Annotated in this window: 18 protein-coding genes, 1 tRNA gene and 1 pseudogene; 14 read left to right on the forward strand and 6 right to left on the reverse strand. The window is 52.5% G+C overall.

Annotated elements, in window-relative coordinates:
- The first annotated feature begins 975 nt into the window (after positions 1 to 975).
- Complete coding sequence (locus CKW18_RS28010) at positions 976 to 2,187, forward strand: site-specific integrase (RefSeq protein WP_095191748.1); 1,212 nt, start codon at positions 976 to 978, stop codon at positions 2,185 to 2,187.
- On the opposite strand, the gene CKW18_RS28015 is transcribed toward CKW18_RS28010, so the two are convergent.
- Positions 2,179 to 2,868: a hypothetical protein gene (locus tag CKW18_RS28015; RefSeq protein ID WP_095191749.1), complete on the reverse strand. Its 690-nt coding sequence runs from the start codon at positions 2,866 to 2,868 to the stop codon at positions 2,179 to 2,181. The genes CKW18_RS28010 and CKW18_RS28015 overlap by 9 nt on opposite strands.
- 150 nt (positions 2,869 to 3,018) lie before the next feature.
- On the opposite strand from CKW18_RS28015, the gene CKW18_RS28020 reads away from it, so the two are divergent.
- The 6 genes from CKW18_RS28020 to CKW18_RS28055 all read left to right on the forward strand — a co-directional run bounded on the left by CKW18_RS28020 (position 3,019) and on the right by CKW18_RS28055 (position 8,665).
- On the forward strand, positions 3,019 to 3,219 hold the full coding sequence (locus CKW18_RS28020) for a helix-turn-helix domain-containing protein (protein WP_095191750.1): 201 nt from the start codon (positions 3,019 to 3,021) through the stop codon (positions 3,217 to 3,219).
- A gap of 367 nt (positions 3,220 to 3,586) precedes the next feature.
- Positions 3,587 to 3,871, forward strand: coding sequence for a hypothetical protein (locus CKW18_RS28030; protein WP_095191752.1), 285 nt, complete (start codon positions 3,587 to 3,589; stop codon positions 3,869 to 3,871).
- Positions 3,868 to 4,140 (forward strand): DUF3077 domain-containing protein, encoded by a 273-nt coding sequence (locus tag CKW18_RS28035; protein ID WP_095191753.1) that lies wholly within the window; start codon positions 3,868 to 3,870, stop codon positions 4,138 to 4,140. The genes CKW18_RS28030 and CKW18_RS28035 overlap by 4 nt, the downstream gene beginning before the upstream one ends.
- Positions 4,137 to 7,043, forward strand: coding sequence for a DUF927 domain-containing protein (locus tag CKW18_RS28040; RefSeq protein ID WP_095191754.1), 2,907 nt, complete (start codon positions 4,137 to 4,139; stop codon positions 7,041 to 7,043). The genes CKW18_RS28035 and CKW18_RS28040 overlap by 4 nt, the downstream gene beginning before the upstream one ends.
- Before the next feature lie 93 nt (positions 7,044 to 7,136).
- On the forward strand, positions 7,137 to 8,081 hold the full coding sequence (locus CKW18_RS28045; RefSeq protein ID WP_095191755.1) for a chromosome segregation protein SMC: 945 nt from the start codon (positions 7,137 to 7,139) through the stop codon (positions 8,079 to 8,081).
- 218 nt (positions 8,082 to 8,299) lie between these two features.
- The gene (locus tag CKW18_RS28055; protein ID WP_095191757.1) at positions 8,300 to 8,665 is read left to right on the forward strand and encodes a histone-like nucleoid-structuring protein, MvaT/MvaU family; all 366 of its coding nucleotides are present in this window, start codon (positions 8,300 to 8,302) and stop codon (positions 8,663 to 8,665) included.
- 187 nt (positions 8,666 to 8,852) lie between these two features.
- On the opposite strand, the gene CKW18_RS28060 is transcribed toward CKW18_RS28055, so the two are convergent.
- On the reverse strand, positions 8,853 to 9,980 hold the full coding sequence (locus CKW18_RS28060; protein WP_095191758.1) for a DUF3800 domain-containing protein: 1,128 nt from the start codon (positions 9,978 to 9,980) through the stop codon (positions 8,853 to 8,855).
- Positions 9,981 to 10,200: 220 nt separating this feature from the next.
- Between CKW18_RS28060 and CKW18_RS28065 the strand changes: the two are divergent.
- From CKW18_RS28065 to CKW18_RS28075, 3 genes and pseudogenes are all read left to right on the forward strand, one after another.
- Positions 10,201 to 10,820 (forward strand): annotated as a pseudogene (locus CKW18_RS28065) (tyrosine-type recombinase/integrase).
- A gap of 314 nt (positions 10,821 to 11,134) precedes the next feature.
- Positions 11,135 to 12,340 (forward strand): hypothetical protein, encoded by a 1,206-nt coding sequence (locus CKW18_RS30835; RefSeq protein ID WP_218274359.1) that lies wholly within the window; start codon positions 11,135 to 11,137, stop codon positions 12,338 to 12,340.
- A 127-nt stretch (positions 12,341 to 12,467) separates the two neighbouring features.
- A complete protein-coding gene (locus tag CKW18_RS28075) occupies positions 12,468 to 13,190 on the forward strand; it encodes a hypothetical protein (RefSeq protein ID WP_141233173.1) in 723 nt (240 codons plus the stop codon).
- Between the two features lie 264 nt (positions 13,191 to 13,454).
- Here the strand turns inward: CKW18_RS28075 and CKW18_RS28080 are convergent, their stop codons facing one another.
- Positions 13,455 to 13,847 (reverse strand): hypothetical protein, encoded by a 393-nt coding sequence (locus tag CKW18_RS28080; RefSeq protein WP_095191760.1) that lies wholly within the window; start codon positions 13,845 to 13,847, stop codon positions 13,455 to 13,457.
- A complete protein-coding gene (locus CKW18_RS28085) occupies positions 13,834 to 14,970 on the reverse strand; it encodes a polymorphic toxin type 44 domain-containing protein (RefSeq protein WP_095191761.1) in 1,137 nt (378 codons plus the stop codon). The genes CKW18_RS28080 and CKW18_RS28085 overlap by 14 nt, the downstream gene beginning before the upstream one ends.
- Before the next feature lie 850 nt (positions 14,971 to 15,820).
- Here CKW18_RS28085 and CKW18_RS28090 point away from each other — a divergent pair.
- Complete coding sequence (locus tag CKW18_RS28090; protein WP_095191762.1) at positions 15,821 to 17,062, forward strand: hypothetical protein; 1,242 nt, start codon at positions 15,821 to 15,823, stop codon at positions 17,060 to 17,062.
- Positions 17,063 to 17,558: 496 nt separating this feature from the next.
- On the opposite strand, the gene CKW18_RS28095 is transcribed toward CKW18_RS28090, so the two are convergent.
- Positions 17,559 to 17,635, reverse strand: a tRNA-Arg gene (locus CKW18_RS28095).
- Positions 17,636 to 17,933: 298 nt separating this feature from the next.
- Here CKW18_RS28095 and CKW18_RS28100 point away from each other — a divergent pair.
- Positions 17,934 to 18,161, forward strand: coding sequence for a hypothetical protein (locus tag CKW18_RS28100; RefSeq protein WP_095191763.1), 228 nt, complete (start codon positions 17,934 to 17,936; stop codon positions 18,159 to 18,161).
- Between the two features lie 20 nt (positions 18,162 to 18,181).
- On the forward strand, positions 18,182 to 18,361 hold the full coding sequence (locus CKW18_RS28105; protein WP_095191764.1) for a PA3371 family protein: 180 nt from the start codon (positions 18,182 to 18,184) through the stop codon (positions 18,359 to 18,361).
- Here the strand turns inward: CKW18_RS28105 and phnN are convergent.
- Complete coding sequence (gene phnN, locus CKW18_RS28110) at positions 18,336 to 18,905, reverse strand: phosphonate metabolism protein/1,5-bisphosphokinase (PRPP-forming) PhnN (protein WP_095191766.1); 570 nt, start codon at positions 18,903 to 18,905, stop codon at positions 18,336 to 18,338. The two genes, CKW18_RS28105 and phnN, sit on opposite strands and share 26 nt — an antisense overlap.
- A 388-nt stretch (positions 18,906 to 19,293) precedes the next feature.
- On the opposite strand from phnN, the gene CKW18_RS28115 reads away from it, so the two are divergent.
- Positions 19,294 to 19,620 (forward strand): Arc family DNA-binding protein, encoded by a 327-nt coding sequence (locus tag CKW18_RS28115; protein ID WP_003178899.1) that lies wholly within the window; start codon positions 19,294 to 19,296, stop codon positions 19,618 to 19,620.
- The last annotated feature ends 270 nt before the right edge of the window (positions 19,621 to 19,890 follow it).

The following is a 19,890-nucleotide window of genomic DNA, read 5'->3' on the forward strand; positions in this document are numbered from 1 at the left end:
TGTCAAGTGATTATTTTCAGAAGTTTTCGAAGAATTCTTCAACAACTTCAACCACTTGCGCTTCCGATCTCTCGTTAGCGGGAGGCGAATTCTACAGCGTTACACGCTGCTGTCAACACCTCTTTTTCTCCGCTTTCGACCGAGAAGATCGAACCGTTAAAAGAGCCAAACGTCACCGCTCTTCCAACTCCTTCCAGGCTTCGATGAACTGAAGCAACCCGCTATCGAAAACCGTATAACTCATTGAATCTCAAGGAGTTTTCCGTTTCGACTGCGCCGGAAGTGGGGCGAATTATAGACTTCCAGAATCTGCCGTCAACCGTTAATTTCGCCTTTCTCCAAAAGACTTAAAATTCCCCTCTATATAAAGGAAGGCACAGCAGATCCGCGCCCGAGAATCACTCGAACCGCTCGCCGCTGATCACGAAGAGAACGATTGTCGACGAGTACCTGGTTGATGTTCCCGGGATGACGGCAGATCGACTTGAGCAACTGCCCCCGCCCAGAGAAGCGCGCAAGCGTTCAGCATGCTGGCAACGCCGATGGCTCGGCCCTTACCTCAAAGTCATCGATCTTTTGAAATCACACCACTCATGAGTACGACCGCAGCAGGGAGAACAGGAGCTATTGCACACTCAACAAGAGTTCCAGCAGATCTACCATCTGCATCTTCATTGAGCGATGAATACGAAAAAGCCCCCTGCAGATCATTCGAAGGGGGCTTTAATTATTTCTCAGCCGCCACGCTGCTATCACAGAGAAACGCAGTGGAGAGAAAATGGCCAGGAAGGCCTGAATCAGATGGTGTCCCAGGGCAGGTTCGAACTGCCAACCTTCCCCTTAGGAGGGACATCGCAAGTCCAGCGTACATGGACCTAAGCCCTTGTTTACTGGGCAGTCCGTCCGGTTGCGTCCATTAAAACAGGTCCGTATAGTCATTTTTGCTGTCACCCTGCTGTCATGGAGTCGCACCACTTGAAAAGTAAAATCACGCAGAAGCTAATCAACAGCCTATCGGCTGAACCTAAGACATACCGCGTACACGACACTGCGCAGCCAGGTCTCTTTATTCGTGTGCTTCCCAGCGGCCATAAGTCGTTTATGGTCACTTGGGGTCGTAACAAGAACGCCACTCTCGGTCGAGTTGGCGTGCTAACACTCGAACAAGCACGCGCTGAAGCCGCACAGTACCTTTCAGACGCGCGTGCACACGGCGAACCACTAGCCATCGTGCAAGGTCGCAAAGGCGCCGCCCTACCCTCTTTACGCGAGTTTATCGACGACACCTATATGCCGTGGTTTGTAATACACCACAAAGGCCACGAAAAAACCCGCCATACACTCGATAACAACTTTGACGAGATCATGGCTCAGCGACTTGATGCGATCACCGGGCGCGACTTGGAACAAATTCGCACCTCTTGGATGCAGGCTGGCAACAAGGCATCGACGGTGAATCGAAAAATGGGGTCAATGAGTGGTGTATTCAGTCGAGCCGTCGAATGGGAGTACATCAGTGCTAACCCGCTCGCCAGAGTGAAACAACTCAAGGTCGATACACTTGGACAGGTTCGATACCTGAGTGCCGATGAGACGAAACGCTTGCGCGCAGCTTTAGATACCAGACAGGACGAAATGCGTGCAGAACGTGAAAGCGCAAATAGATGGCGATCTGAAAGAAACAAAGAACTAATGCCAAGCCTAGCAACAACACCATTTACCGACCATTTGAAACCGCTAGTTCTTGTATCACTTAATACAGGTATGCGACGCGGGGAGATATTTAACCTCAAATGGTCAGCTGTAAATTTTGACACCAAAACGATAACCGTAAGTGGCGAGACGACAAAAACTAATGATACACGTCACGTACCGATGAACAGAGAAGCCTTGAAAACACTTACCGACTGGAAAAAAAACTCTAACGACTCTCAATATGTATTTCCTAGTCAGACAGGTGAGCGCCTGGAAGACGTAAAGAGTGCTTGGTCTAAACTACTTGAGCGATCAAGCATTGAGCGATTCCGATGGCATGATATGCGCCACGACTTTGCCTCACGATTAGTCATGGCTGGCGTACCGCTCAACACTGTACGGGACCTGCTGGGTCATGCGGATATCAAGATGACACTTCGCTACGCTCACCTAGCACCGGCTACAAAGGCCGCAGCAGTCGAATTAATTTAGTTTTACTCGATTCCACGTGCTCTCAGTTTCAAGCGATTCACACCTCGATCTCAAGCCTCTGCACTCTGCTTGGAGACTGATCAGATACTGGTCGCGCTCTAAGATTTTTAGCGAAAGGTTTTCTAATTTCTGTTCTAGACTTTCCCCTGTAGATTCAGACTCTTCTAAAGTGGCGCTAACAGAACCCGACTCCACGAAAACTTTTGCCCACTCCCTTTCAGTTATTGGCTTGAGCTCTCCTGAAACCGAAAGCATGTTCGCACGCTCTTTTACCAACTCCCGCATTAGCAATAAAGCATCAAAATTGACTTTATCGACACCATGATAAACGCGCCTAGTGCTATCAGTGAAACAAAGTGGCTTCGATGCAAGAATGACTGCCTTGATACAAGACTCCTCATGCGTGGCCATATGAGGAACTAAAAAAGCGATATTCACAGCTCGTATGAAATCATCTTCACTCCAAGAAATATTGACTAGCTCGTTAAGCGTTACAGCAGCCCCCTCCTCGACACCGACTTGAACACTACCTTCTAGAGATCTCAGCAAAGCCCACTCCACCGTGCTGGCGAGAGATCGCCGTTGATAGCGCGCCAGAATTTCAGCAGCGAATTTAACCTTTGGATCAAGCCTGAATGAAACCGGGGTGAGCTTCGATTGCTTCGTGTTGAGCTTTGCCATGTCTTAATCTCCTGTAGACCCTCAGCGTAATGCAAAACGCAATCGGCAACAACCGGACGCAACCGTAAAGCATTTTGCTTTACAAAAATCTTTTGTAGTCATAACCTTCTGCCGTGGATAAATACAGATCATCGCCCTCAGGAGAAAACCATGTCGCAAATAGCAAGCTGCCCTCCACTCTCGGTAAGCGTTGAAGAGGCTGCCCGCTTGGTCGGCCACACTCGATCCGGGATTTACGAAGTCATTGCCCTGGGTGAGCTGAAGGCATTCAAGCTCGGGAAGCGACGCCTAATTCTGATGACCGAACTCAAGAGCTGGATCGAGCGCGCAGCAAAGGAAGGTGCCCGATGAGCAAAGACACATCACCAAAGGCACAAGAAGAAATTTTAAGCGAGGGGGATCTGAAGCTAGAAAGTGTCGAGTCAGTGTTTGCACCACTGACTCGACTGCCACAAAGCAAATCTGAGCAGACCGCCATGCAACCGACTAAGCATATCATCATCTACTTGCTAGACCACACCGGCTGCATCCTTGGTAGCCGCTGCTTGTCTATCGCTACATCTGTGATAGCACTTGAGTCATTCCGCTCCTCCGGAGTCTGCCGAGTAGAAGTGCTATGCCCCCCTCACGCCAAGTTTGATAGGCACTCCCCTGAATGCACCTGCTACAGCACTCATTACAGTGAAGGTGAGGATTTCAGAACCGCAGGGTATGGCCAATGAACAACGCCCTGAGTTTTGCCCTACCTGAAGACCTGCTCTGCGTTAATCCAAGAGCAGAAGCCGGTGTACCCATCGACGCCATCACCTGCGCCATTGATCGCGCCGACTCGGTGCTAACGCTGCTGGAGGATCACTTCGAAAGCGAATCTTCGCGCCTCGCCAATCATGTGATCGCCGCCGTCCTCTGGGACGTGCGCGGCACTCTCGGCCTTATCAAAACCCTCACCTTGCACGGTGACAACACCTCAGTTCCGGCCGCGCAGAAAGGCGGTGCGCTATGAACACCTCCACAACGCCGGGGCACGCCACATTTACTCGCGTGAACGCCACCGACTTGAAGTTGTTCCGGGTCAATGCCGGAGTCCCTGTCGAGGATGCACTGGAGATGGTTTCCCTGCTGCAGCATCACGCCAACCAGCTCAACTTCGACGCCGCCATGAGCGACAGCGGCGAGCGCTTCAGCTGGCCTGCTCTGTACCTTGGCGAGATGGCCAAAGCCCTGATCGATGACATCAACGACGCACTGTTTCTGCCGAAGGCTGACACATGAGCCAGCGCCCGAACAGCAACACAAAACGCCCAAGCTTCGCCGACGTGAAAGCCGTCGCACTGAAAGACATTGATCGTGTCCTGTCGCACTGGCTGCCCAACGGCAAGCGCGTCGACGGCGGCAAGGAATACACCGCTCCCAACCCGACCCGCAGCGATAAGCGCGCCGGTTCGCTCAAAGTCAATCTGAGCAAGGGCACGTGGGCCGACTTCGCCACCGGTGACAAGGGCGGCGATCTGATCGATCTGGTGCGCTATCTAGAAGGCGGCACCGACGTCGAAGCCTGCAATAAACTGGCAGACCTGCTTAACGTATCGCCCGGCGCCGCCAACGCGAAGCCAGCGCCTGCCAAGGCAAAAGCGCCTGAGTGGAGTGCCATTCAGCCGATCCCGGCCGAGGCAATGAACAAGTGCCCGGCTAAGCATCGGCAGCACGGCGCGCCGTCCAAGGTGTGGATCTACCGTGATGCTCAGGGCCAGCCGCTAATGGCGCTCTACCGCTTCGACCTCGCCCCTGACGAGGACGGCAAACCGAAGAAGGTCTTTGCACCCCTGACATGGTGTCAGCGCACCGATGGCCAAACCACGCAATGGCGTTGGCAGGGTCTGCCCGAACCGCGTCCACTGCTGCGCCTTGATGAACTTGTCCAGCGCGCTGACGCCCCGGTTGTTCTCTGCGAAGGCGAGAAAGCTGCCGATGCCGCCGCCGAACTGATGCCGGGCCATGTGGCCAGCTGCTGGCCGAACGGTTCCAACTCCTGGCACAAAGCCGACCTGACCCCGCTCAAAGGGCGCGACGTGTTGTTGTGGCCAGACAATGACGTCAGCGGTGCAGCCTGCATGAAAACCGTAGCCGACAAGCTGCGCGAGATCGGCGCCGCGTCGGTGCGAGTCATCGCGCTGGAGGTGTTCAAGCGCAAGCCCACGCTGAAGAACGGCGCCGCTGACTTCGCCAAAGGTGGTCAATGGGACGACGGCGACGATGCCGCCGATGCGCTGGCCAACGGCTGGACAGCGCCCCACTTCACCAAGCTGGAAAGCAGCGGTGAACTGTTCGGTTTGGTTGTGGAAAAGTCGGAGCCTGATCAGGCCAAGGCTAATCCGGAACCGAAGGTAAAAGCAGCAGCCAAGCGTCCCTCGAAACCAAAGAATGACCTGATGCCCGGTGGTTTTCGCCTCACGTCCGAAGGCGTCTTTTATGCGGGCGACGACGGCGAAGCGCGGCCAGTGTGCTCGCCTCTGGAAATCCTTGCCCGCACTCGCGACGACAAAGGCCAGAACTGGGGCCTGCTGGTCGAGTTCGACGACCCCGACGGCGCCAAAAAACGCTGGAACATCCCGGCGCGCACCATGACCGGCGACTTCGGCAAGGACGTACTTGGCCCATTGGTAGACATGGGGCTGCGTCTGGCAGGTAGTCGGTCCGGACGCAATGCACGCAACGACCTGCAGAGCTATCTCGGTGGCTTCGAAAGCGCGCAACGGGCACGACTGGTCACGCGTTTGGGTTGGCACGACAGCGCCTTTCTTCTGCCCGAGCAGCAGGTCGGCGCGCACAGTGAACATCTGCATTTCTATGAGGCCGGTTCTCAGCTTCCGCCGATCAGCGAAGCGGGCACGCTTGAGCAGTGGCAGGAGCAGATCGGGGCACTGTGCGTCGGCAATCATCGATTGGCGTTCGTCGTCGGCGTGGCTTTTGCGGGACCACTGCTGCACATGCTCGGCCATGAATCAGGTGGGTTCCACCTGTACGGCGACAGCTCGGGCGGCAAAACCACGCACCTGCAAGTTGCCGCCTCGATCTACGGCGGGCCGCGTCTGGTGCGTTCTTGGCGCTCCACCGACAACGCGCTCGAATCCATCGCAGCCGCGCATTCCGACGGCCTTCTGGTCTTGGATGAAATCGGCATGTGCGACCCGCGCATCATCGGCGAGACGGTGTACATGCTCGGTAACGGCACCGGCAAGGCACGCGCCAATGACCGAGGCCAAGCAGGCCGACAGGTGCAAGAGTGGCGTTTGCTGTTCCTCTCCACCGGCGAGAAGACGCTGGCCCAGCACATGGCCGAGGCCAACAAGGAGCTGAAAGCGGGCATGGAGGTACGTATGCTCGCGGTCCCAGCCGATGCGAGCAAAGGGCTCGGCATGTTCGACGCACTCAACGGCTTTGAGGATGCGGCGGCACTGGCCGACGCGCTCAAGGCGCGGGTAGCGAAGTATTACGGCACGCCACTCACCGCGTTTCTCACGGCGCTGTGTGAACCGGGCAAGCGCCACGGTTGGTCCGCCATCCTGCGCCGCACGCAGGAAGGGTTTATCGCCCAATCGCTACCAGCCTCGGCCAGTGGACAGGCACACCGTGCAGCCGCGCGTTTCGGCCTAGCGGCCGCAGCGGGTGAGCTGGCTACCGCAATGGGTATCACCGGCTGGCCAGACGGCACTGCCACCACCGCTGCTCGCGTGTGCCTCAACGCATGGATGAACGAGCGCGGCGGCGCCGGTAACTTTGAGGGCGATGCCATCATGGCGCGGCTGCGCCAGGTCATCGAGCGCTTCGGCGAAAGCCGCTTCACCCGCTGGGAATCGGCGGCGGCGAAGATCGACGAACACGGCCCGCGCACCATTGACCGCCTCGGCTTTCGCAAGACGCTGGAGCACGGCTTGGGCGACTCCTTGCACACCACCAACACCTATTACGTGCTGCCCGAAGCATGGCGCTCGGAGATCTTCCGGGGCATGAACATCAATGCAGTGAACAAGGAGCTGCTACAGCGCGGCGCTCTAGAGCCTGGGAGCGATGGCAAGGCATATAGCTTGGTTCGATTACCCGGCCTAGGCCCGCAACGCTGCTACATCGTGAAAACGATTCTCGGAATGGATGAGAGCGAGGCTCGGGCTGCCTGAGGGCATCTCTGCTGATTGAGGTAGCGCCGGCTTTGCCCCGGCCTCGCCAGCCACTCAACCAACCCACAATCGAATTGCACAGAGACTAAACAGATGAACGAGCTTCAAGACCTGAAAGACCAACGCGACCAATTGCGCAGCGAGGCAGAACGGTTGCACGCCGAAATGCTGCCACTCGAAACAGTGCTGGAAAGCGACGACGCCATCGAACCGGATCGCAAGCGCGAACTGCGGGACAAGTACAACGAATTGAAAGGCAAATTCGACTCGCGCAATCTCAATGCCGATCTGTTGGACCGGCGAATCAATCGCCGAGAAAACCTCGCCAATTGCGATTCCCTAATGGCGGGTTACATCGAGGCTATGGATAACTGGAAGGCTGATGAGCTGGAGCTTAACGAAAAGCGTCACAGTCTGAGCACCCGCCTGGAGCAGATCCAACAACTAGCGAAAGAGGATATGACCAAAGCCCGTCAGGCCGAAACGGACGCTGCCACTGCGTACGCGCAGGCTGTTGTGTGGGGTGACACCGAAGGCGAGAAGACTGCCAATGCCGACGCACAAAAGGCGGCGAAGAACCTGACAACCGCCACTGAACATAACCGTCGGCAAACCCTGATCATGGCCGCGCTGGAGCAGGAGTTGCTCACCGTAGATAAATACATCGCAGAAGCACAGGTAAAGCATAAAGACATTGAGCGCACAGCTCTGTTGCTTTCGCACACGGTACTCGAAGAAAAATGGAATGAGGCCGCTAAAGCGTTGTTCGAGGCGGGCGGAAAGCTATGGGCGAGTTACAACCTGCTTGGCCGAGACCAGATCGGGCTGATGAAGCTTGCCGTTCCAGAGCAAGGTGAAAACTTTGGGAAGTGGACGTGGGAAGAGCTATCAGCTCGCTCGCGCCAATACCACGTGCGGGACTTAATCCAGCTCGACAGCCTGCCGGTGCAGCAGCCTCCCGTAGACATGAGCAATCTGGAACAACGCAAGGATGAACTTAATGAACAAGCCAATACAGAACAGTGCCAGTCGGTCTGACACGCTCAAAACTCGAAAGGCTCATCTCAATGCCCTGCTAAAGACCATCAACGCAGGGCCGGGCAAAACCAGTCCGATACAAACGCTAACTATCAACGCGATTAAATCGGAAATGGCGCATATTGAAAGCCAGCTGAATCACCGGAAGTAGTGCTGAACTTGTAACCATCGTTACTATCCAAATGAGCATGCATCACCTCACGAACAAGGGAAAAAATATGTCCAAACTCGCAGAATACCGTCAGCTGGAAAAACACCTCGCTGAGCAGCTTCAGGCACTGGAAGCGCTGAAAGGTGATGTCGGACTGAAGAAAGAAATTGAGTTCGAAACGAAGCTCCGCAAGCTGCTGGAGCATTACGGCTTCAGCCTGAAGCACATCATTAACCTGCTCGATCCACAGACCACTTCCCGGCGCCAATCTGCGCCCCCAACCGGAAGCACACGCAAACCACGCGAACTCAAGGTTTATAAAAATCCGAACACCGGCGAAGTCATCGAAACCAAAGGCGGGAACCACAAAGCTTTGAAAGAGTGGAAAGCACAGCACGGAGCGGACATCGTCGAGGGATGGCAGAAGAAGTAATACAGCTTCACCTAAAAAAGGGCCCACTCGGGCCCTTTTTAGTGAGTACTTGACTGAAAGAGAGCAATTTCGTAGTCAACTCACAGCCGCCTTACGAATCTCATATATTTCCTAGACCCACTAGGAAGGTCAGAGATCTGCTTTCGGCCAAAAGCCGTCATCGAGTGTCTGCAAACTCAGAGCCGATTTATCCCATCTGAAAAGGTGAAACTCTCAACCTGCGCGTTATATCTGCAATTACCTGTGGCAAGCCCTCTGTGAGACTCATGTCCTCCATCGCCCTTTGATGCAAGTGCTGCAATAGAAGAGTATTGCGTTGGGCTCGCTGAAGTTCGAGTCTCACTTCATCCATGTCGGGCACTACGCTGCCATAACGAGCCTGTCGTGCAATGATGTGCCGCCAATGGTCAGCCGATTCATCTTTGACCCCTGAGAACACGTACACGGCCGCAGCGGCGACGGCGTCCGCAATCTGAATGCCGTGTGCTTCATGTGATGCAGCAAATTCTATTGGGCCAGACAGGTTGAACGTGATCGGATGTTGCTCTCCCCCCATTTCAGAGAAACTCTTTGTCGTATTGCCCACCATTGAGGTGAACATCTCCTGGTTGTGTTGGAGAGGTTTAGAGTGATCGCAGACTGCTGTGATTATCTCATGCTCGACTCCCCAATTAGCCAAGAGGGTATATAAAGCGGAGTTGGTCAGATCAAGCACCCATTTGCCCGTCTCACCGTTCGCTAATGATGCCAATTCACTTCGAATATCTTGGTGACGCTTTTGGGCAAACTCACGGATCAACCTGATAGTCTCGGAGTGCTCCGCAACCGCTGACGACGAGAAAATAGTTTCGAGATTTTGCCCGCTGCCGTCCCTCATCAGCGCTTCAAACTCAGCGAAGAGCTCATCCGCACCCGCACCGCGGGTGATGAACTCCACATACAGCACGTTCGCTATGAAACGATGGAAACCAATCCCATAGAAAAGAGAGTTGATATCGGAATAACAAGGCTCAAAAATGTACTCGTGAAATTTTGCGGCCAAGGCAAACTTTTTGTCAGAAACTGAGACTTTAATTCGACCATCGAAAGCATCAAGCACCTCCGTGATTGCTTTCCTGCCTTTCGCAAACTTCACAAGATTGGCACCTTTTAGCTCACCCCCTTGGATGTTGTATTTCTTAATAATCCTCTCTACAGTCGTTTTCGCCTCATCATCATCTGTAGCAACCGAGGCGTAGGCGAAGTAATTCTGTCTTGGGTGCAGCAGATTGTTACCTGTAAATCCGGACTCGTCGAAATATATTTTTTGTGACATTCCACATTCCTTGTAGTGATATAAATTGGCGTTCGGCACATTAGTGCCCCTATTGGGTTAAGAGGACGCTGGTGGACGCCTAATTCTGATCTGAATATCGCAACAAAGGCGGAGAAAAGCCACCAATTTGCCATCGGATATTCCGCCGACTGCTTTTGGCCGGTTAGCGCCCGTCGCTCTGATTAGCCATCCTTGTCTTTCCAGACGTGGAGGACTTGTCATGAACATCATCGCTACCTGCAGCCGTCAGCCCTGGAACAAAGGAAAACTAGTCGGGCAGAAAGCCCCACTCCGACTGAGAAATATCTGGGCCATCCGAGTAAGGCTTCAAATTGCGGAAAGAACCCGGGATCTGGCTCTCTTCGATCTGGCCATGACAGTAAGCTTCGAGCCTGCGACTTAACCAAGCTCCGCGTGCGCGATGTCGCCCATGGCGAGCACGTATCTTCACGAGCCATGGTGATGCAGCAGAAAACGCAGCGGCCATTGCAGTTTGAGATCACTGAGCAAACACGGTCAGCTCTCGTGGCCTGGATACATCAGGCACAAATACACAGCGAGGACTGCCTTTTTCCTAGCCGGCTACATACCTCAGACCATCTATCCACTCGTCAATACGCTCTTATCGTCAATGGCTGGGTGAAAGCCGTAGGCCTTCATCCAGCCATTTATGGCACTCACACAATGAGACGTACAAAGGCATCACTAATCTATCGCAGAACGAAGAACCTACGGGCGGTTCAGTTGCTGCTCGGCCATACGAAGCTGGAGAGCACTGTTCGATATCTGGGGATTGAGGTCGATGACGCACTGGAGATGGCGGAACAGACTGAGGTTTGATCATGCATAGCGACGGTCGAAGTCAGGCCGTCGCTAACCGGCCAATAGCGGCCACTTCGGCCCGCTTCTGTGTCTGACGGCATAACAGTGCCACAGACTAGCGTATCTATGACATCCTGCACCAAGCACCGCTAACACGCCCAGCGCAGTGCTTGCAATCTTGAAACGCCCTTAGGTGAGCCTTATACGGCTACCTGCATTAGTTACCTAGCAGGCATTTCATCTGGAAGTACGTGAATACGAGGGAGACGGTGCCACTTTCTCTTAATATCTTTTTTCATCAATTTTTTTCGAGTTATCAGAGGAGATACAGTGTGGCTGAAGAGACTGGAGAAAATTCAAAAGTGCCTTCGCTCCCCCCAGCTCCGTATCCCGGTATGGTTGAAAATAATGGGAAACCACACCATTTCAAGAATATCGAAGGCATTTCGGGAGTTGCTTTAGAATCAGTTCAGGAGGGCGAGCCCGTGAAGATCTACACTGCGCTCGCTCTGACTTCGGACGAGCCGGTATTCCACAAGATCGCCGATAACCTCCAAAGAATAATCAACCACATGGCCAACCAGGCAGGTACGGCCGTCAACCTTCAAAAAGCGAGTATGACGCTGCTGGTAATGCACCCAGATAATAGCGCAGAGCTTTGGTTGGATACGGCAGCCGTATCGATGTTGATAATGGTCAAGCGCGGTCTCAAAGCAGGCACTGTTGTTTTTGAGCATGATATCGCGGACATCATTGGCATGAGCTTTCCGTGTGTAGACATTGGTGCGCAAGACAAGGTGCTTTGTATATTCAGGGAAGGTTGGAGGTTTGGAATGGCATTCGACTTCAATCAAAGGGCAAATCTGGACGTTAAAGCATTTGAACGGATACTGGGCACCCTTGTAAGGGATTTGCGGTATCGGCACTTGTACGATGCTCTTGGAAATGCTGCGCTTTTTGCTCGCCTGATCTCTGCAGGGTGGTTCCCATTCGTTGAGATCATTCAAGAAATTAAAGACCTCTTGGAGCACTTGGAATCAGGTTTTGATATCGCAGATTTGGAGCAAAAAACTCTAGATAGTTTCGACGAATCGCGAATGCAGACGCTGCTCAATCGATGGGCAGAAAAACCACATCTTGCATCCAGGATGGCTTTGCTTCAGGCCGCTGTTGACGCATTTAATAGAAAAGAGCCAGTTGCCGTTATCAAAATACTTCTGACCGAGATTGAAGGGGTTCTCAACGACGCTCATCGAGCAGCAAACGGTGGTAAAGGAGCGAGAATCAAAGGACTCCTGAAGTTTGCGTTGGATTCAGCGGAGGGTAAAACCGGTGGTTCACAAACGCTGATGTTTTCCAAAGCCTTCGCTGAATACCTTACCCAGCAAACTTTCGCCAACTTTGACCCTGAATCCAATTCCGGATCAGCAAGCTCAAGACATGCTGTAGGGCATGGTGCAGCTCATCAAGACACTTACACAATGATTAGAGCCCTGCAAGTAATTCTTACTCTCGATCAGCTTGCTTTCTATACCTGATTCGTGGCGTTTGATCGAGCGTTGATAGCACTGAGAGGACACTGGTAGAAATTGATAAGTACTACTCAGGTGTGATACACCCAAACCATTGACAAAGGGAATATTTATGGGAAGCACGAAACAATGGATGATGGATCAAGAAAATGAACGCATGATTCTGTGGATGCGGGAAATCTATAATATCCCTGATGATGTAGATGTTGATGAGGATTATCCTGGATACGAAGATATGGCTGAGGTATATCAGCATGAACAAGAAATGGCAGAGTACGAAGCCCAAATAAAATGGTTCGAGGAACATCCGTTTCTTGAAACCTATAGTATATTCACAGAAAATCTTAAAGCTTTGAAAATAATGGTCAATCAGAGGGCTAATCCTTTTGATGATAAAACCATCCATAAAATGGTTTACGCTCATGCCGTCACTTTATTGGAAGCAATGATAGGGGATGTAATAAAATCCGCAATACTGACATTTCCGCACCTCATGAATATTTTTGTGGAAAATCTGTCAGAGGACAAAGGATTGAAGTACACAGTAAAGGAGATTGCAGAGCTTGGATTGAATGGAATAGTAATAAATATCCTCAACTCTCTAAGCTACCACAATCCTATTGTAGTGAAAAAATACGTTAACCTTGTCACGGGGCGAGTCTTGCCAGACACCCACATGGCCAACATAAAAAAGGTTGTCGAAATGCGACACGACTTTATTCATCGTAACGGAAAAACAATAATGGGTGAATACCATAATATTGATACCCCCATGGTGATAGAGAGTATTGGGGTAATTGAGCAATTTGCTGCAGATGTGTTTGATACGTTGTCGAAAGCCATGAGTGAAGAGTGAAGGTAAACGAGTTTGTGAGGGCGGTAGCAATTGAGGAGTACCGCCGGGGCCCTGACTGCAGTGATCTACCCAAGTTTTCGGTCGATCCGGATGAGGCCAAGCTCGTCCTTAGTACTTCGACTCCAGCTAAACAATGTGCTTCTCATGTTTCGCATCATCGAAAAGGAGACAGATTAGCCTTCTATCACCGTCCGCTTTTGGCCGTTATCTGCCTTTCGCGACGAACAGAAAACAGCCAAGCAGTCCCCGCTGCGAACACAAAACCTACTTACAAACTTTCAATCGATCTCTATCAGGGCCACTGCCTTCACTGGAGTCAATCTCGCCGTTACGGTCAATATGAATCTCCGTCGTCGGCCATTGGGGCACAATCATGACGCAGCGGTTTAGGCCCTTCGCATTCCACCAGTCGAGACGCATGAAGAATTCATCACTAGGAAATATATGTCCTACGTCACCCGCTGTCTCTCCGGGCAGCAGTTCACCGCGAACGATGACGTGCTGGGTGTTAAGAACGTAACTGATTTTCTTGGTACCGTCCTTTGAATAAAAAACGACAACTCGCGGTATTGCTACGTACCAGCACGCCACCGCACCAATGAGAAGCAGCCCTATCCACCGCCCAATATGTCGTGATCGCTTTTCACTTGCAGACATGTTTTTGAACCCCTGTTCCCCAGTCAGCTAGTGGCACTGCCAACACTTTGTCCATGATGATTTGTGCCGTGATACCGCCGTTCGGATACTCCTTGTAGAGTTCCATTCCGAGCATGATTGACACCCTATCAGGAGCATCATCCCAAGCTCGCATCCCTTCGACGCCCTCCGTCCTTCGCGGGCCATTAAACCTCTTAGGGTCTTGGAGGAAGCGCCAACTGTCTGAGCCTATTTGCTCAACTCCAGCACCGTCCAATTGCACGCTGTCAGAGAGTCCACCGGCTAAGCCGACATACCCATAATGAATGTTCGACCAGATGTCGTAGTAGAAGTCATACGCCCCTTGTTTGTGCCAAGGGGCACCAAACAGTTTGGCCAATTCTTTCTTATGGTCCCAATCCTGCCCCTGACCCACCTGTTTCGTCCAGATGGCGAAAGCCTTCGCCTTTTTCCCCAGTGCCATATTGTAAAATTGGGGGTCTTGCCCTAGACGCAGGTATAGCGGAAGCTCCATAAATTTCTTGGTTTCCGCCTCAGGATCGAAGCTGTTGAGTTCTTTCATTTCCAAGACTGCTGGGTCTTTGATATTGCGGTTCATCTCATCGGCAATGTAATCGGCCAGTTGCTCCATCATGTCAGGGTCTTTGCACGTCGTGGGTGCTTCTGGCTCTGCCTCCGCTTCGGGTTGTTCGGTGCTGGACTGCGGATCTACCAAAGCATTCGCCGCCAGAGCCTTCTCTTTCAAATTTGGGTCAGCGAGCAAGGTCGCCATCTTTTCATCGTCCACGGTGCCATCTGGGCGGAACGCTCCCAGTGCCATGAAGTTGATGATGGTTGCACCATCGGCATTGCCCATCACAAACCCGCCCCCCACATCACCTGACCCGGTGATGACGGTTCCGCCATGGCTGGTAGGACTGCCCAGGTGGGCCATAGGACGGCCATTAACCTGGATCGATGGAAACCCTGTGGTTATTACGGCACCACAACCACATGTATCACCGACACGTGCGGAGCCCATAAAGTTGATATTTACGTCGCCACTGGCGGAGGCAATCGGGGTGGTGCCATGGCCGGGCAATGGGCAGACATGCTTGTCACCCAATCGAGCGGAGGGAGTCATTCGTCGTCCTTGTCGTGCAATCAAAAACCTCGATTAAGAGGTCAAAGCGTTCAATAGCTCTCGAAAGACTAGCGCACCGGTCGGGGGCAAGTCTGTAGGAAAAGTCTGAGTTTGGACCCAGCGCATCTAGGTTGTGTCCAACAGGGGATCTTAAAATCCCGTAACACCGTTCCGCAGTGTTACACCAAACACAAGGTCAGCCGCCAGCAGGTGTTACGTCGCTTTTATCCTTTATAAACAGCCACTTAAGCCATTGCGTAACACCTGTAACACTTGTAACACCACATTTGAAAGGTATACGTCCCCGCTCCCCATTAGCAACGCGTTCCACCAGCGATGAGACTCAGCAGGTGCCGGGGCCCCTGTGGCTTTGAGACACATACGGGGTCGGAAACCCGCGGGAATGTGTTAGCGAAAAGGTGCCCAGCTTAGTGAACAGGTGAACCGGGTGAACTCACAGTTCACCAGTGCAATTGCACAAGGTCTTGAAATGTTGCCGGGGCCCCTGGGCAATTCTGAACGACACGGGGCAGATAACCCGCGTGATCTTGGTAGTGGCTGATTTTTCTACATTGGTTGACAGGTTGACGCGGTTGACGGCTCGGTGCGTGCGTAATCAGCAGCACAAAGGTTCATCATTACCAATGCGGTAACGATGACCCTTTTTCAACCGAATTCTTTCAATTTCAATGACTGAAATTTCAGTAACTTTGGAAACCTCCCACTAACTCAGTCACGCGGGTTTCCGACCCCGTATAGCGCGAAAGTCCTCAGGGTCCCCAGCAGTTTTTTCGACTGAGATAATCGATAATGGGTCTCCATGCTATGCATACCGATTGAGTGGATGTAGATGCGTAAAAGACTTAGCTGCAAAACGCTTGAAACACTTTTCGAGCTGGTCAAGGAACAACGTACCGCTCTGCCAGACCCACGATACTTATTTCCGGAAGAAGAGGAATTACTGAAGGCTCGAGCAATTCGTTCCGCCTCCCTGGAGGAACTAATCGAGCGAACAGAACATCGAGGTCTCTCTCGCCTTAATCGGCTGATTCAGGAACTAGCTTCCTATTTCGACATCCCCAGCCAGACGATCTATTGGAAACCCAATCGGCCTGATGACGAGGCACTCGGCTCTGCTGGCTTCACCGCCAGCGATGCAGTGGGATTGCTGATTCATCTGCAAGGTTTAGGGCTGCGTGTCCGGCCTCACGTATTGGTGAAGCGATTCCTGAAAGGCTTCACCGGCAGAGACCTGCTTACAGACCCAGAGATGGAAATCTTCTACTACGAGAAAAAACGGCAACGCCAAATTTACATCCTTAGGTCTGATCATGAAGATCGATACGGCAGTCGGACCGAAGAGACCTTCAAAGACGCTAATGGCTACCGATTTGTCATGACGCGCTCAAACGGGGAGCCGCTTCAACTGGAGGTACGCGGCCCGCGATACCGGGCAGTAAAGCAGATTGATAAGACCTGCAACTATTGCGGCGCTGCATACCTAACCAATAGCGCCAGTTCCGCAAGAGCTCACCGTCAAGAGCACACCCGTGTCAGGCATTTGATTGACCCAACCCCAAGTCTTCGCTTCGCAAAGCGCTTAACTGCTCACTCGTGTCCGGAGAAGGTCGATTCAACTGCTCCACTATGGATGCACGAGGAGGTACGCAGGAGAGCCATTCAATTTCGACGAGATTTCCGCTATGACTTTCTGCAATGGGATGGCGGCGTAAACCGGCCTGCAAGCGGGGGTTGTCATGGATACCTCTTTGCGGCCAATGACACCGAACACCAGGGTGTGATTGCTGGCGCGTGCGCCTTTTTTCCTGAAAAGGAAGGTCGGTGGTGCTTAGGCTGGATTTGGATAGCCCCCAGGTATCGTAGGACGGGAGTTCTCGAAAGCAGATGGAGCTCGTTTCTTGAACAGTATGGTGACTTCACAATTGAGCACCCTCTCTCCACCGCTATGCACGAGTTTGTCGTTAAACACGGCACGACTTATCAAAAAGGGCAGCTCAGCACCTTTCACAAGGAAATCACATCCACCGTAGAGCCACCGTATTCGTCTAGCAACGAAGCTGTCTCCTCATAACAGCCCCAAAGTGACGTTACGGGTGTTACACACGTTACAGAACCACGCAGGCCATTGATATATATAGCTTTTATTGATGTAACAGGTATTTATTCACCCCTTTAGGCAGCATGTTACGCATACGATAGGTGTTACAGCGCCCAACCTTACGCCACTCTGCTGGCGGCTCCTCCCTTCCCCGCTGCGACTCAAGCAAATCGCGGGCTTAGTGGCTCAAATGGGGCATGGGGAACAGCGAGTTCAATTTGACGGGTGTGCAGAGAGATACGTGCAACGCGACGGTAAAGCATCGTGCAAACGAAGAGTGAATTAGTAAGAGGGGAAATCGACGAAGCGACTATCGCTGAGCGCGAAAGGCTCAAAGGTTCGATGACTGAGGGGAGTAAAGCGCCAGAGGACAGCTCCCGATCGCCAGATTACGACGCTCGCTGCTGTCACCCTGCTGTCACAGCTTTCTCTCGGCAAACAAGGATCAGGCTGTAAGCGTTGAATTATATGGTGTCCCAGGGCAGGTTCGAACTGCCAACCTTCCCCTTAGGAGGGGGATGCTCTATCCAATTGAGCTACTGAGACACACGATTGTCGCTTTTAGATGATGAGCGACGGACGGCGAGCATGTTAACGGTCAAGCCCTAATTTGTCATGTCATCCGTAGGACTTTTAAGTGTAGGCAGGCGCCTTGCAGTGCTGCGGGAAGAATTACCGTGCATTTTGCACTACCCCAAAAAGCTATCATTGCAGATTGCAACCAGGATAATTAGGAAAACCTTCTCAAATGCTTGTTTTTAAAGGACTTAGTAGCGGTTAGACTATTGGCACGACGGCTGCTTTGCCTGTTCTATAGAAAGAAGAACAATCGGAGCGCCACGCCATGAACACTACTCTTGTGCTTGCCAATGCGATCGCTTTGGCGATTTTGGTGGGTTTCCACTTCTCGCTCGAAAAGGGCGCGCCGATCGCTCAGCGTATGCCGCATTACTTGCAGGTGCAGAAAACACCGCAATTGGCGGTGTTGAGCAATCAGATCGTTGAGCTCCGAGTAGCGAGCTCGCCTGAGCAGACGCTGTCAGCGCACGCAAGCGATCGTCTTGTTTTTTGAAATATTTTCAGGAGTACAGCATGTCTAAATCAGCAGCAGGATTTCTGATCCTCGGCTTATTGAGTGGCGTCATGCATCTTTCGCTATTCGAGGAAACCGAAATATCGCTGCCTCTGATCGGATGCGGCGCATTTGCGGTGCTGTTCGTATTAGCACTGATTGCCGGACGTAAAATCAAGTTCGACCCAGTATTGCGTTAACCCTTACCCAATCGAGCAGCTGACTGACGGCGTCAGGCAAGTCGCCGGAGTTGTCGATAAGACACACAGGTCTGTCACTTGACCTCCTTTCCTTGAACAGAGCGTTGCGGGCAAGCCTCGCATCGATCTGCTCAATCGTTTCTCGACCACGCTTGAGCAGTCTCTTTCGCAACACCTCATCCTTGACTGTCAGTAAAACGGGTAACAGTGACGGGTAGCGTGTTTGCGCTTGCCGCAGATTGGCGCGAGAGCCGTTCACCAATACATGTCGCCCCGCTTTCAACCACTGATCCATTTCTACTGGAATCCCATAGGACAAACCATTGGCATGCCATACCAGAGAGAAGCCACCTTCGCGAAGACGGCGCTCGAACTCCTCCTGCGTCACGCCGATCGCATCTTCACCCACCGATTCCGCCGAACGCGTAATCACCCGACGCATCACTTCGCAGCTCAACAAACGCAAAGGCTCACGCGCGGCGTCGATCAGGCTGTCCTTGCCTGAACCCGAGGGGCCCATCAGATAAATAAGCCTGCCACCCATCTTGAAAACGCCCTCCGACATGCCTCAGCACTAGTAAATCGGCAAATTGCCACTATTCTGTACAGGTAAGGAACAAGGATCTAAATCCGCATAGAATGCACGCCCTGATGTCTTCGGACATCATTTGATGAGCGCTTGGAAGCGGACAGTGACGCGAGACCAGGCAAAGTTTTCAAACCAGTCCGCATTTCTGATAATTGGTGCTGGCATTACGCCTTTATCCGGCTCAATATTTGTCACAGAATTGACGCCAATGATCTGGCAATTTTGAGGCATGATGCGCGCCTCTCAACAATTCAGGTTGAACCATTTGGTGCGGATGCTTGTCCTAAAACACATCCTGCGGCCAATCCCGAGAACCGCTCCCCTGAACTAACCGGTTAAATATATGCGCCCATTGAAACAGGCAATTTATTCCAGCCGTACGGCTGACAAGTTCGTCGTACGTCTGCCAGACGGAATGCGTGAACGCATTGCCGAGGTGGCTCGCAATCATCATCGCAGCATGAACTCCGAAATCATTGCGCGCCTTGAGCAGAGTCTTATTCAGGAAGGCGCACTGGGCGAAGAGCTGAGCATGCGCCTGGACAGCCCCGAGCTTTCGTTGCATGAGCGCGAGTTGCTGCAACGATTCCGTCAACTCTCTCACCGCCAGCAAAACGCTTTGGTGTCGCTGATCGCCCACGACGCCGAAATGGCCGCAGACGCGTCCTGAGCCGAACCAAATATCTCAAGCCAGCGTGAATGCTGGCTTTTCTTTGCCCAGCGTTTGGGCTGGCAGATATACCGGACATAAAAAAGCCCGCCAATGAGCGTAATGCTGTTCACTTAAGCATTTGAATCCTCGCCGGGCTTCTCCGAAAATCCGATGTCAGATCTCTGGCATCGGATTTTTTATGTCTGTTCAACAGGACTTGCTCGACCTCGGCGACCTTTTCAACTTCTGTGACTTGAGCACATTCACTCAAAATATTCCCATCGAGTG

This window comes from Pseudomonas sp. Irchel 3E19, from assembly GCF_900187585.1.
In the GTDB taxonomy this organism is placed as follows: domain Bacteria; phylum Pseudomonadota; class Gammaproteobacteria; order Pseudomonadales; family Pseudomonadaceae; genus Aquipseudomonas; species Aquipseudomonas baetica.